Origin of the sequence: Acidovorax sp. (genome assembly GCF_016783915.1) — a bacterium.
Lineage (GTDB): Bacteria > Pseudomonadota > Gammaproteobacteria > Burkholderiales > Burkholderiaceae_C > Acidovorax.
In genome coordinates, this window is sequence record NZ_JADHVT010000142.1 from 1 (window position 1) to 11994 (window position 11994).

At 67.5% G+C, this 11994-nt stretch carries 14 protein-coding genes; 5 read left to right on the plus strand and 9 right to left on the minus strand.

Features of this window, described 5'->3' with window-relative positions:
• Positions 1 to 5 precede the first annotated feature (5 nt).
• Positions 6 to 302: an ankyrin repeat domain-containing protein gene (locus ISS20_RS19795; RefSeq protein WP_291438836.1), complete on the plus strand. Its 297-nt coding sequence runs from the start codon at positions 6 to 8 to the stop codon at positions 300 to 302.
• Between the two features lie 78 nt (positions 303 to 380).
• Here ISS20_RS19795 and ISS20_RS19800 read toward each other — a convergent pair whose 3' ends face one another.
• Positions 381 to 860: a TerB family tellurite resistance protein gene (locus ISS20_RS19800; protein WP_291438815.1), complete on the minus strand. Its 480-nt coding sequence runs from the start codon at positions 858 to 860 to the stop codon at positions 381 to 383.
• A gap of 124 nt (positions 861 to 984) precedes the next feature.
• Here ISS20_RS19800 and ISS20_RS19805 point away from each other — a divergent pair, with 124 nt between their 5' ends.
• On the plus strand, positions 985 to 1902 hold the full coding sequence (locus tag ISS20_RS19805) for a DHHA1 domain-containing protein (protein WP_291438816.1): 918 nt from the start codon (positions 985 to 987) through the stop codon (positions 1900 to 1902).
• 98 nt (positions 1903 to 2000) lie between these two features.
• Here the strand turns inward: ISS20_RS19805 and ISS20_RS19810 are convergent, their stop codons facing one another.
• From ISS20_RS19810 to ISS20_RS19825, 4 genes are all read right to left on the minus strand, one after another.
• The gene (locus ISS20_RS19810; protein ID WP_291438818.1) at positions 2001 to 3227 is read right to left on the minus strand and encodes a DUF1501 domain-containing protein; all 1227 of its coding nucleotides are present in this window, start codon (positions 3225 to 3227) and stop codon (positions 2001 to 2003) included.
• Positions 3228 to 3237: 10 nt separating this feature from the next.
• Complete coding sequence (locus tag ISS20_RS19815) at positions 3238 to 4848, minus strand: DUF1800 domain-containing protein (protein ID WP_291438820.1); 1611 nt, start codon at positions 4846 to 4848, stop codon at positions 3238 to 3240.
• A gap of 169 nt (positions 4849 to 5017) precedes the next feature.
• A complete protein-coding gene (locus ISS20_RS19820) occupies positions 5018 to 6310 on the minus strand; it encodes an MFS transporter (protein WP_291438822.1) in 1293 nt (430 codons plus the stop codon).
• 148 nt (positions 6311 to 6458) lie between these two features.
• Positions 6459 to 6893 (minus strand): thermonuclease family protein, encoded by a 435-nt coding sequence (locus ISS20_RS19825; RefSeq protein WP_099732174.1) that lies wholly within the window; start codon positions 6891 to 6893, stop codon positions 6459 to 6461.
• A gap of 439 nt (positions 6894 to 7332) precedes the next feature.
• Between ISS20_RS19825 and ISS20_RS19830 the strand changes: the two genes are divergently transcribed.
• Positions 7333 to 7857, plus strand: a complete 525-nt coding sequence (locus tag ISS20_RS19830; RefSeq protein WP_291438838.1) for a DUF2242 domain-containing protein — start codon at positions 7333 to 7335, stop codon at positions 7855 to 7857.
• Between the two features lie 28 nt (positions 7858 to 7885).
• Here ISS20_RS19830 and ISS20_RS19835 read toward each other — a convergent pair whose 3' ends face one another.
• Both ISS20_RS19835 and ISS20_RS19840 read right to left on the minus strand, forming a co-directional pair.
• A complete protein-coding gene (locus ISS20_RS19835) occupies positions 7886 to 8440 on the minus strand; it encodes a dihydrofolate reductase family protein (protein ID WP_291438825.1) in 555 nt (184 codons plus the stop codon).
• Between the two features lie 97 nt (positions 8441 to 8537).
• Entirely contained in the window at positions 8538 to 9428 is an 891-nt protein-coding gene (locus ISS20_RS19840; RefSeq protein ID WP_291438827.1) for a LysR family transcriptional regulator, read from the minus strand.
• A gap of 142 nt (positions 9429 to 9570) precedes the next feature.
• Between ISS20_RS19840 and gstA the strand changes: the two genes are divergently transcribed.
• The gene (gene gstA / locus ISS20_RS19845) at positions 9571 to 10179 is read left to right on the plus strand and encodes a glutathione transferase GstA (RefSeq protein WP_291438829.1); all 609 of its coding nucleotides are present in this window, start codon (positions 9571 to 9573) and stop codon (positions 10177 to 10179) included.
• Complete coding sequence (locus tag ISS20_RS19850) at positions 10179 to 10889, plus strand: glutathione S-transferase family protein (protein ID WP_291438831.1); 711 nt, start codon at positions 10179 to 10181, stop codon at positions 10887 to 10889. Before gstA ends, ISS20_RS19850 begins: the two co-directional genes overlap by 1 nt.
• Positions 10890 to 10908: 19 nt before the next feature.
• Here ISS20_RS19850 and ISS20_RS19855 read toward each other — a convergent pair whose 3' ends face one another.
• Together ISS20_RS19855 and ISS20_RS19860 are read right to left on the minus strand one after the other, a co-directional pair.
• On the minus strand, positions 10909 to 11445 hold the full coding sequence (locus tag ISS20_RS19855; protein WP_291438833.1) for a pseudouridine synthase: 537 nt from the start codon (positions 11443 to 11445) through the stop codon (positions 10909 to 10911).
• An 88-nt stretch (positions 11446 to 11533) separates the two neighbouring features.
• On the minus strand, positions 11534 to 11994 hold a 461-nt coding region (locus ISS20_RS19860; RefSeq protein WP_291438835.1), incomplete at its 5' end, for a M23 family metallopeptidase.

An 11994-nucleotide genomic window follows, 5' to 3' on the forward strand; every position in this document is an offset into this window, starting at 1 on the left:
CCGTCGTGGCGGGCGACCTGGCGCTGGTGCGCCACCACATCAGTGCAGGCGTGAACCCCAACTACCAGCATCCCGAGATCCTTTGCACGCCGTTGGTGGCGAGCCTGATCCACGGCCACCACGAGATCGCTCACTACCTGCTGGCGCATGGGGCTGACCCAGGGCTGCGGTCGGACTTTGACGACATGACCCCGCTGGCGGCCGCGCGGCGCTACCGGCGCACCGAGTTCATCGCCTTGCTGCATACGCAGGGCGCCCAGGAAGAGCGCAAGCCGTTCTGGTGGCGCTGGTTGCCCATCTAGCCCCATGGGTTGCTTGGCGTCCTTTTCCCCAAGGGACGCCACCCGTGCGCTGCGGCGCTGACCGGGGCCGCGTCCGTCTCAATGGGGCGACTGGCCTGCGTGTGCGGTTACTTTTGCCCTGAGCTTGGCGCCGATGTACTCGCCGTGCGTCACATGCAGCAGACCCGCCACTTTGCTGATGGTGTGCATCTCGTTTTCGTCCGGGCGTGCGTCAGCGTAGGCGACCTGCCACATGGCTTCAACGAGCTGGATCTTCTCGTCCTGCGTGAAATGCTCGTTCAGCTGGCTGGTGAAGCGCTGGTAGTCGTAGGCGGTTCTGGAGGTGGCTGCGGCCTGTTCCAGCAGGCGCTGCAGTTCATCGTCACCCAGTGCAAATTGGCGGTGCAGCGCGGTTTGCATCACGCAGCGCTCCGCATCGCCCACTGCCGACTGGGTCCGTACCACCTCCACCAGCAACACGGCGGCTGCCAGTTGCACAGACCGCGCACGCTCTGCAGGAGATGGCGTGGGGTTGAATGGGGTGAGGCTTTCAAGCAGGTCTTTGAGGGCTTGGAACATCGTGTGGTTTGCTGGCTGCGTCAGTAGGGTGGAGGCGTTGGGGGTGGGGTTGGTTCCGCTGGGGTGTGCTGGCTGCGCACGTTGCGCTCGCTGCGGCACAAAGCCCCGGCGACAATCGGAGGCCATGACGAAGAAAACCATACTCCCCTTGCAACTGCTGGTTGCCCCCGACAAGAACGACCCCGCACCGCTGATCCTGTACCACGGGCGCAATTGCCCCGATGGCTTTGGCGCGGCGCTGGCGGCATGGCTGTACTACGGCGACCAGGCTGAATACGTGGGGCTGGACCACGGCGATGTCAAGACCGTGGACGACCTGCCGCCCCTGCAAGGCCGCGCGGTGTACATCCTGGACTTCTCGTTTGCCAACGAGGTGATGGCCGCCATCGACGAGCGCGCCGCCAAGCTGGTGATGCTGGACCATCACAAGAGCGCGGCCGAAAAGCTCACCGGCTTTGCCTGCCGCTGCGGCGTGGTGCACTTCGACATGAACAAGTCGGGCGCGCGCCTGGCGTGGGAGTTCTTTCACCCGCACGCACCCATCCCCGCGCTGCTGAAGTACGTGGAAGACCGCGACATCTGGAAGTGGGAGTTTGCCGAGAGCGCTGCCTTCCTGTCAGCCCTGGACATGGAAGAGCAAGGCTTTGCGCGCTGGCGCGAGATTGCCGACTTCACGCCCGATCAGCTCCAACAGTTCATGGTGCGCGGCGAGGCCATGGACCAGAAGTACCGCAAGCTCTGCGCCGACATCGCCGAAGGCGCGCAGCCGCTGGTGTTCAACGGCATCGCGGGCCTGATGGTCAATGCCCCCGGCATGTTCCACAGCCTGGTGGGCGACATCCTCTCGGCCAAAACGGGCACCTTTGCGCTGATGTGGAGTGCAGGCGAAAAGGGCGTGAAGGTGGGGCTGCGTGCACAGCGCAACTTTGACTGCATCGCGCTGGCCGAAAGCATGGGCGGCGGTGGTCATGCGCAGGCCTGCGGCTTCAAGATGAAGGTGGAGCGCCTGCCAGAGCTGCTGACAGGTACCTTCAACGCGTGATGCCCGGGCGATTTTGAGGATAAATCGCCTGTAGCGTCAGAGATATATGCCTGAGTAGCTATCAAAAATATAGTGAATGATATGGCGTGCCAGCGCGGCTAAACCAGCCGCAGGTCGGCCCCCTGGGTCCCTGGAAACACCCGCGCCACGGCCGCCGCGTTCAGCCCGTACATGCGGGCGAACAGGCCACCCAACACACTGCGGTAGTCGTTGAGCACGGGGTAGTCGCGGTTCTGGAACAGCGTGGTGGCGGTCAGTGCCTGCTGCTCGCCCGCGATGCGGCCGCCATTCACCCCGTCGCCCAGCACCCAGAACACGGTGCCGTGGCCATGGTCCGTGCCCCGGTTGCCGTTCTCGCGGAAGGTGCGGCCAAACTCGCTGATGACCACCACCACGGTGGATTTCCAGGCGGGGCCCATCTCGTCGGCAAAGCCTGCCAGGCCCCGGCCCAGTTCCTCGAGGCGGTTGGCCAGCGTGCCGGCGGCGGCGCCCTGGCCCACATGGGTGTCCCAGCCGCCCACGTCCACAAAGCCGAGCTGGTAGCGCGACTGCATGAGCCGCGCCATGCGCCGGGCCGTGCCCTCAAAGCCCTTGGTACTCAGCGCATTGCGGCTGGCGGCCTCCATCTCGCCCTGCATGGTGCGGGCCACCTCGTCGCGGGTGGCAAAGCCTTCGTTCACGGGCGTGGCCAGCGGTGTGCCCCGGTACATGGAGGCGATGAGTTCGGCCTGCCGCGCATCCACGCCGCCCTGCCCGGCGCCTGCACTCAGCGCGGTGTTGGGCACATCCACCGCCCCGCGCAGCACCAGGGGCAGGGTGCTGGTGAACGCCATCGGCTGCAGCGCCACCGGGGCACTGTCGGCGCGCGGGTTCAGCTCGGCCACCAGCCGGTTCAGAAATCCCGAACGGTAGTCGCGCCGCCCGCCCAGGGGCTGGCCCAGCTCAATGCTGTCCTGGGTGTCGAAGTGGCTGCGCGAGAGATCGTCCGTGCCTGCAAACGGAACAAAGGCGAGCTGGCGCTGCTGGTACAGCGGCAGCATCGATTCAGCCAGTGCCGGGTGCAGGCCCCAGTCGGGCGTGAGCGGCAGGGCGCCGCCCTCCTGCCCCGGCCGGGCGATGGCGATGTTGGGCCGCGTCTCGTAGTAGTAGCTGCTGGCCGTGGGCACCAGCAGGCTGGCGCAGTCGTAGCCACCGCGCAAGAACACAAGCAGAAAGCGCGCGTCCTGCGCGCGGGGTGCGGCGAGCACGCTGGCGCTGTGCATGCCCAGGCCCACACCGAGCGCGCTGGCGCCCAGGGCCTGGAGAAGGTGTCGTCTGTGAAGCATCAAAGTTTTTTCATCCGTGCATGAACTCGGGGGATGCGAGGAACAGCAGGTTCCATTCGCGCGGTGAGGTGGCCTGCGCCAATGCACTGCGCGTGGCAGGAGACCAGGTGGGCTCCATGGCGCGCACGTAAGCCGTCTGCGCCAGGGCGGGCGGCATGCGCGGCGCGGCGCGGGGTGCCGCGTCATCGTTCGCTGGTGGGGCGGCCAGGGCGCCTGCACCCAAGGCCCGCGCCATCTCAAAGCGCGTGCTCATCTGCCCCGAGCCTGACCATGTCGCGGAGTCCAGCGGGTAGCCATCGGGCGTGACACGGCCATACAAAGGCTCGGCCAGCCGTTGCAGCCATGCCAGCGCAGTGGCGGTGCTGGGCAGCACGGCATCGCCGTGGGCCAGGCGCAGGCCCGCCAGCGCGTAGTGCACCGGGTCCCGAAAACGCTGGCCCAGGGACGCGCGGAACTCTGGTGTGTGGAACAGCGTTTCCAGCACTGCCGCAATGTCGCCGTCCGTGCGCTCAAAGCTGTGGGCCAGTGTCTGCAGCAGTGCGGGGGGCGGGTTGTCGCCCACCAGAAAGAGAGCGATCTTGCGCGTGATGAAGCGCGCGGTGGCAGGCGCACGGGCCAGGCGGTCCAGCGCTTCGTCCACCTCGGCCAGGCCTTGGGCACGGAGCGGCTGGCCGAGCAGTGTTTTGGGGTCCCAGTCATGCCGCTGCGGGTTGAATTCAAACAATCCCTCGCGCACGTAGTGGCGGCGCAGCGCGGGCTTCATGCGCGGGGGCTCGTCACCCGGCGGCCGCAGCGACACGCCCACGCCGGTCAGCACCCGTGCCAGCTCCTGCACGTCCTGCTGGCTGTAGCCACCGTCCACGCCCAGCGTGTGCAGTTCCATCAGCTCGCGCGCGTAGTTTTCGTTGATGCGGCCTGCGGCGTTCTGCGCGTTATCCAGGTAGCGCAGCATGGCCGGGTGGCGCACGGTGGCGCCCAGCAGGTCGCGAAAGCGGCCCAGCGCGTGGGGGCGCACCGCGCGCTCTTCGTAGTCGCCGACCAGGGCGCGCAGGTTGCCCTTGCCTGCAAACACGTTGAAGTGGTTCATCCAGAACCAGGTCATCTTCTCGCGCAACTGGCTGGGCGAATACAGCGCGCGCAGCACAAACCGGGCGGCAGCCTCTTGCTGCAGGGCGCGCATGTCCTGCTGCCAGGCCTTGAGCGCAGCCTTGCGCTCGTCCTCGGTGGGTTGGGCCTTGGCGGCGCGGTTGCGGGCTTCCATGTCGGCCGCCAGCGCCTCGATGGGGGTGCGCGAGATGGCCATGGCGTCGATCTGCGCCTGGGCTTCGCGGGGCAGTGCGGTGTGGGCACCTGGGCGCAGTTGCGCAGCCAGATACGCACTGATGCCCAAGCCGCCCAGCGCTTGTGTGCCCTGGGCGGTGCAGCCCCAGGTCACGCGGTCCAGCAGGTGGGCCAGGGTGGGTTCGTCGGCCGCGCTCCAGGTGCCCGGGCCTGTTGTGTGGGGCACTGCGGCTGCGGGGGGCGCGGCTTGTGTGGCAAGGGGGGCGCCAAAGACGGCCCAACCCGCTAGGCCGAGCAGCAGGGTGCGGCGGTGGAGGTGCAGTGGGTACGTGGGGGTCATGGGGCCTCGCAGGCAGCCAGCCAATGGCTGTCCGCATGGTGCCGCCGCCACCACCCGCATGCAAGCCCGCACGGCGGGTTTTACCTGCGCGACACAAACGCCAGGGAGGATGTATCGAGGGGTATCTCCATACCCCCAGACATGATCGTCTAGGAGCAGGTTCTTGGTGCTACGGCGCTGCGCCCGTGGCCTGCGCCGCCTCCTCAAAACGGTCCACCTTGCGCAGGGTCTGGAACGCCAGCATCCAGCCACCCACCACACCCAGCGTGCACAGGCCGCCCACGATGGCGGCGGGCACCACGCCCAGCCATGCGGCGCTGGTGCCCGCGCGGAACTCGCCCAGTTCGTTGGACGAGCCGATGAACAGCATGTTCACCGCGTTCACCCGCCCGCGCATGGTGTCGGGCGTGGAGAACTGCACCAGAGCGCCACGGATGTACACGCTCACCATGTCGGCCGCACCCGCCACCAGCAGTGCCGCAAACGACAGCCAGAACAGAGTGGAGAGCGCAAACACCAGGTTGGCCACGCCAAACACCGCCACGGCGATGAACATGGTGCGGCCCACCTGGCGATTGAAGGGCCGCATGCTCAGGTACAGCCCGGCGCTGACTTCGCCCACAGCCATGGCACTGCGCAGCGCACCCAGGCCCGCCGGGCCCACATGCAGCACCTCTTGCGCATAGATGGGCAGCAGCGCCACCACGCCGCCCAGCAGCACGGCAAACAGGTCCAGCGAGATGGTGCCCAAAATGATGGGCCGCGTGCGGATGAAGGTGATACCCGCGCCAAAGCGCTCGAACATCGTGCCCTGCGCAGGGCCTGGCGCCGTGGCATGGGCCACCACCACACGCAGCAACAGGGCCACGCCCAGTACAAAACAGGCGCAGCAGATGGCGTAGGTCAGCTCGCCACCACCCAGCGCATACAGCAGCCCGCCCAGCAGCGGCCCGCCAATGCTGGCCACACGCATCAGCATGCTGTTGGCGGCAATGGCCTGGGCCAGCTGCGCACGCGGAACGATCTGTGGCAGCAGGCTCTGCATGGCCGGGCCCGAGAACGCGCGGGTGCAGCCATACAGCACCAGCACGGCATAGATGCCCGCCACACCGCTGCTGCCGTGGCCAGACAGCCACCACAGCAGGGCGCTGCACACGCCGCCCACCGACCAGGCAATCGCCAGGATGCGCTTGCGGTCGAAGCGGTCGATCAGGTCGCCCGCCGGCAGCAACAGGGCCAGCATGGGCAGAAACTGCGCCAGACCCACGTAGGCCAGTGCCAGCGGCTGCCGCGTCAGGTCGTACACCTGCCAGGCCACCACCACGGCCTGCACTTGGGTGGCGATCACGGCCACGACACGGGCGATCAGGAACGAAAGGAAACCCGCGTGGCGATAAACGCTGGCAGGTTCTTCTGGTACGGCAACGGCGGCGCGTGGGGCGGTCGGCTCTGGGCTGGACATGGAAGGGGTCGGAGAGTGCGGGGCGTGCCGCAGACGTTGCGCGGCCTTGTGGGTGGGAGGCCAGATGCTAGCTTTTGTGGACGCAGTCTGCTGTCAATGGCTCGCAAAGTACCTGTCCAGTGCCTCTGTGGGCGCGGCGCAGCTGGAATCAACGGCGATGCCGGTGCCGGTAGTCCCAGGGGGCCAAGGGCCGCTTTTGGGACCACAGGCCCGCATGCTGGGCCTGTGCCGAGCGCTGCAGGGGCGCCAGGTGCGGGTAGCTGCTGGCGTACGGCGTGTACACCCAGGCCATGCCCGCGCGCACCTGTGCTGTGGCGACATCGGTGCCACCGCAACGCACCTGCGCCACCATACGGCCATAGCTGTCCTCGTCCACGGGTTGCAGCGTGGCGCGTTGCCGAAAACACAGCTGGGCCAGATGCTGCCGTGCCTTTTGTCCAAAGGCCTGGCGCGACTCGGGCGCATCGATGGCGGCGATGCGCACCTTCACCTGCTGATAGGCGCCGGGCGTGCCGCAGCGGGCGGTGAGGGTGTCGCCGTCGCTGATGGCGACGACCAGGCAAAACAGGGAAGCGAGGGGCACGGGGGGCTTGATAGTGGGTTGCAGGCGCTGGCGGCGGTGTTTTTGCTGCAGTGAGCCAATTTTGGCTAGATGCGCTACTTCAGCGTGCCTTTGTAGCTATGAATGGTATAGCGCTTTGCATGGGTGCAAGAGCGTCGTGGCAGGTGCTGGTGCGCGGGGCATGTTCTGTGCCAAGCCCCCGGCGTATCACCGGACCGCTTTGCTTCAAGGTGTTACCACGCCAGTTTGTGCATGGCATGAAGAATGTGGGGAACCGGGAGCGGTTACTACCGTCAGACACCCCAGGCGCTGTGACAATGGGGCGCATTGTCGAATGCGCTTGTAACGTGCTTGTTATTGTCGGCGGTAGCTACCCACCACCCAAGGAGTCCCGGTTTTGCGTTTCCCCTGGTCCACAGAATCCCATGCACCCCAACCAGCGCCCCTGCGCGCCGCCGTAATGGCCCTGGCCTGTAGCGCGACTTTGGTCATGGCAGGCTGCACCAGCACGGGGGCCAAGACGTTTGGGGTGCAAGAGAACTTTGGCTCGGTCGCCACCTACTCGCGCCTGTTTGACGCCACGCCTGCCCAGACTTGCGAGGCCTCGCGCCGCGCGCTGCTCAGCCAGGGCTACGTCATCTCGTCCAGTGCGGCCGACCTGGTGGAAGGCAAGAAGAGCTTCCAGCCCGAGCCCGAGTCGCACCTGCAGATGGTGGTGCGCGTGGTGTGCGTGCCCGAGGTCAACGACGGCAAGGTCAGCCTGGGCTTTGTGACGGCCACCCAGGACACCTACGCATTGCGCAAGACCAACAACTCGGCCAGCGTGGGCGTGGGCGCCATCGGTTCGGTGTCGCTGCCGTTCTCATCCAGCAGCGAGTCCCTGGTCAAGGTGGGTAGCGAGACCATCGCCAAAGACACCTTCTACGACAGCTTTTTTGACCTGGTCAAACGCTACCTGGTCATCGACCAGGCGCTGGCGGACTGAGCAGCCCTAGCGGGACGACCGGCCGCACTCACCGGGCAAAGCGTGACGGCACCCGGTAGCGCAACTCTGCAAACACGCCACCCAGCGTGGTCACCGACTGCAGCTGCAGCGGCGGCTGCACCACGCGGCGCGGAAACAGCGGGGTGCCCGCACCCAGCGTGACCGGCGCCACCTGCACGATCAGCTCGTGCAGCAGGTCCGCGTCGTCAAACTGTCCCACCAGGTCACCCCCGCCCACCACCCACACATTGCGCCCCGCTGCGGCCTGCACCAGTGCCTGGTGCACAGGGCGCACATTGCCACGCACAAAACGCACATCGGCACCGGCAATGCTGCGGAGTGTGCGCGTGCTGAACACCCAGGTGGGCTGTGTGTACGGCCAAGGCTGCCCCTCATCGATGGCATGTTTCAGCATCCATTCGTAGGTGTGTGATCCCATGGCCAGCGCGCCCACGTCGCGGATGAATGCCGGGTAGCTGGAGCCCTCGATTTCGCCAAACTGCAGCAACCAGCCCAGGTCATGGTCGGGCGTTGCGATGAAGCCGTCGAGGCTGGATGCGCCGTAGAACTGTGTGAGGGTCATGGCCGCGCACTGTAGAGACCGGCTGCTGACAACGTGCTGGCAGCAGGCGCGGAGCGCGGTTGCCCAGCGCATCCATGGGCCCCAAGGCCCAAGTGCCTCAAGGCAGCCGCACCGTCTCCGCCAGATGCCCGTACACCGCTGCAATGCGCCGCAGGTGCCGCGACTCCGGGTGGGTCAGCAGCCACAGCTCGGTCTCGCCGTCGGCCAGCGCGCCCGTGAGCGGGCGCAGGTCGCTGCGGCCCTGGGCCAGAAAGAGGGGCAACACCCCCACGCCCATGCCCAGGGCCACCAGTTCCATCACCGTGAGCAGGCTGTTGACGCGGTAGGTGGGCTGTGCCCTGGGGTATTGCTTCTTGCGCCAGCGCACCGAGGGGTGGTCGGGCAGGGCGTCGTCGGGCGCAATCCAGGCGGCGCGGCCTGCCTCCACATCTGATAGGGCCAGCGGGCTGGCGGTGCCTGCGTAGAGGGCCGAGCGGATCATGCCCAGCTGCCGCCCCACCAGGTGCTGCGGCGGGCGCTTGGTGGCGCGCACGGCGATGTCGGTGTCGCGCCGCGTCAGGCTCACCAGCTCGTTGCCGGCGTGCAGCTCGTACACCAGGGCCGGGTGCCGGGGCTGCAGCATCTGCAGGGCCGGGGCGATGAGGCCGTGCAGGATGGTGTCGGTGGTGGAGATTCGCACCGTGCCCGACACCTGTTCGGGCTGCGCCTGTGCGGCAGAGCGCGCGGCCTCCAGGGCGGCTTCCACCCGCTCGGCCTGTTCGGCCAATGCCTGGGCCAGTTCGGAGGGGCGGTAGCCGGCGCGCGACCGGTCGAACAGCGACTGGCCCAGCCCCCGTTCGATGCGCTGGATGGCGCGGAACACCGTGGACGCATCCACCCCCAGTCGCTCACCGGCGGCCGCCAGGGTGCCGGTGCGCACCATGGCCAGCAGCACTTCCAGCTCGGCGGCGCCCAGTTGGTATTGCGCTGATGCAACGGTTGATTTCATAAGTGCTTATTTTATTTGCGTTGTTGCAAGCATAGATTCTGCCTGTCGCCGGGCCTTGCCGTGTACCGATGGGTGTCCGTGGGTGCTAGTGGGTAGCAACGGCGACACATTCCAGCCGTTTTTTCCAGAAAGCCCCGTTCCCATGAAGCTCTACTACGCCCCCGGTGCCTGCTCGCTCGCCGTCCACATTGCCCTGCGCGAGGTCGGCGTTCCGTTCGATCTGGTCAAGGTGGACCTGGTGCGCCACACCACCGAGACCGGTGCCAACTACCTCGAAATTTCCCCGCGCGGCTATGTGCCCCTGCTGGAGCTGGCCGACCAGTCGCGCCACACCGAAGCAGCGGCGCTGCTGCAGTACGTGGCCGACCTGGACCCGGCGCGCGCACTCATCGGTCAGCCCGGCTCCAGCGAGCGGCTGGCCGTGCTGGAGTGGCTCACCTTCGTCAGCACCGAACTGCACAAGGGCTTCAGCCCCTGGCTGTGGCACAAGGAGACGGCCGACTCCACGCGCCAGGCCGTCAAGGCCAAGCTGGCCGTGCGTTTTGCCGAGATGGAGGCCGTGCTGTCGCGCAGCGATTTTCTGGCAGGCGGCTACAGCGTGGCCGACGCGTATGGCTTCACCATCGTCAACTGGTCGCACCTGCTGGGCATCCCGCTCACTGCCTACCCGCACCTGCAGGCCTGGATGGCACGCGTGGCGGCCCGCCCGCAGGTGCAGGCCGCGCTGCAGGCTGAGGGGTTGTTGTCGTGATGGCCCAGACCACAGCGCCCGCTGCGCTCACTCTGGTCTCGCACGCGCTGTGCCCCTATGTGCAGCGCGTGGCCATCGTGCTGCACGAAAAGGGCCTGGCGTTCGAGCGCCGCACCATCGACCTGGCCCGCAAGCCCGACTGGTTCCTGGCCCTCTCGCCGCTGGGCAAGACCCCGGTCCTGCAGGTGCGCGGCCAGAGCCTGTTTGAGTCGGCCGTGATCTGCGAATACCTGGACGAGGTGGCCATGCCCGTGCTGCACCCGCCAGATCCGCTGCAGCGCGCACGCCACCGGGCGTGGATGGAGTTTGGCTCTGCGGTGCTGAACACCATCGGCGGCTTCTACGCCGCGCCGGATGAGGCCACGCTGCAGGCCCGCGCGCAAGACCTGCGCAGCCGTTTTGTGCAGATCGAAGAGGCCCTGGGCCAGCGCAGCGTGCCGGGGCCGTACTTTGCCGGGCCGGACTTTGGCATGGTGGACGCGGTGTTCGGCCCGGTGTTCCGGTACTTCGACGTCATCGACACCTTGCCGGGTGTGGATGACCTGGGGCTCTGGCAAGGCTTGCCGCTGGTGCATCAGTGGCGCGCCGCGCTGGCGGCACGCCCTTCGGTGCAGCAGGCCGTGGGTGTGGACTATGCCGAGGGCTTGCGGGCCTTTTTGCGCGCGCGTGGGTCCGCGTTGTCGCGGCGCATGCAGGCGGTGGCCGCCTAGGCCCTTCTCGCCTGCCGGCTCAATCCGCCCAGGTGCCCGGTGCCAGCCCGTCCAGCGTGTACGGCCCGATGGCCGCGCGGATCAGCCGCAGCGTGGGGTGGCCCACGGCGGCCGTCATGCGGCGCACCTGGCGGTTGCGGCCTTCGCGGATGATGAGTTCGATCCAGGTGGTGGGGATGGCCTTGCGCTCGCGGATGGGCGGGGTGCGGTCCCACACCGCAGGGGCGGGCTCCAGCAGCCGCGCGCGGGCGGGCAGGGTGGGGCCGTCGTTCAGCACCACGCCGCTGCGTAGCGCGGCCAGCGCGGCCTCACTGGGGATGCCCTCCAGCTGCACCCAGTAGGTCTTCTCCATCTTGAAGCGCGGGTCGGCAATGCGGGCCTGTTGCTTGCCGTCGTTGGTCAGCAGCAGCAGCCCTTCGCTGTCGGCGTCCAGGCGCCCGGCCACGTACACGCCGGGCAGGTCGATGTAGTCCTTCAGGCCCTGCCACTTGCCCTCGGGCGTGAACTGGCTCAGCACGCCGTAGGGTTTGTTGAAACGGATCAGGCGCGGGGTCATGGGGTCGGTTTCAAACAAAAAGGGCCGGATGCGCTAGTGCAATATGCACTGGGTGCTATCAATTGCATAGTAATGAAGCCCTGCGCCATCAGGCCGGCACGAACAGCGCCGGGTCCACCATGGTGCGGTTCAGCATCACGCCCCAGTGCAGGTGCGGGCCGGTCACGCGGCCGGTGGCGCCCACCTTGCAGAACGCGTCGCCCGCCTGCAGCACATCGCCCACGCGCACCTCCATGCTGCTCAGGTGGCAGTACATGGTGAGCAGGCCCTGCCCGTGGTCCAGCCACACCGTGCCGCCGTTGAAGAAGTAGTCGCCCACGTCTATCACCCGGCCCGGCAGCGGCGCCACGATGGGCGTGCCCGTGGCAGCGGCAATGTCCATGCCGCTGTGCGGGTTGCGCGGCTGGCCGTTGAACACGCGGCGCAGCCCGAACGAGCTGGACCGCCGCCCAGGCACGGGCACGCGCATGCGCAGCGATGCCAGCGCCACGCCGGCGGGCTGCTCGGTGAAGGTGGCCATCACCTGCGCCTGGTGGTCGCGCTCGCGCT

What these genes read in the sequence shown, in the direction of transcription:
- ISS20_RS19800 (WP_291438815.1), bottom strand. Translation starts at nt 860, where the DNA reads ATGTTCCAAGCCCTCAAAGACCTGCTTGAAAGCCTCACCCCATTCAAC.
- ISS20_RS19805 (WP_291438816.1), top strand. Translation starts at nt 985, where the DNA reads ATGACGAAGAAAACCATACTCCCCTTGCAACTGCTGGTTGCCCCCGAC.
- ISS20_RS19810 (WP_291438818.1), bottom strand. Translation starts at nt 3,227, where the DNA reads ATGCTTCACAGACGACACCTTCTCCAGGCCCTGGGCGCCAGCGCGCTC.
- ISS20_RS19815 (WP_291438820.1), bottom strand. Translation starts at nt 4,848, where the DNA reads ATGACCCCCACGTACCCACTGCACCTCCACCGCCGCACCCTGCTGCTC.
- ISS20_RS19820 (WP_291438822.1), bottom strand. Translation starts at nt 6,310, where the DNA reads ATGTCCAGCCCAGAGCCGACCGCCCCACGCGCCGCCGTTGCCGTACCA.
- ISS20_RS19830 (WP_291438838.1), top strand. Translation starts at nt 7,333, where the DNA reads ATGGCCCTGGCCTGTAGCGCGACTTTGGTCATGGCAGGCTGCACCAGC.
- ISS20_RS19835 (WP_291438825.1), bottom strand. Translation starts at nt 8,440, where the DNA reads ATGACCCTCACACAGTTCTACGGCGCATCCAGCCTCGACGGCTTCATC.
- ISS20_RS19840 (WP_291438827.1), bottom strand. Translation starts at nt 9,428, where the DNA reads ATGAAATCAACCGTTGCATCAGCGCAATACCAACTGGGCGCCGCCGAG.
- gstA (WP_291438829.1), top strand. Translation starts at nt 9,571, where the DNA reads ATGAAGCTCTACTACGCCCCCGGTGCCTGCTCGCTCGCCGTCCACATT.
- ISS20_RS19850 (WP_291438831.1), top strand. Translation starts at nt 10,179, where the DNA reads ATGGCCCAGACCACAGCGCCCGCTGCGCTCACTCTGGTCTCGCACGCG.
- ISS20_RS19855 (WP_291438833.1), bottom strand. Translation starts at nt 11,445, where the DNA reads ATGACCCCGCGCCTGATCCGTTTCAACAAACCCTACGGCGTGCTGAGC.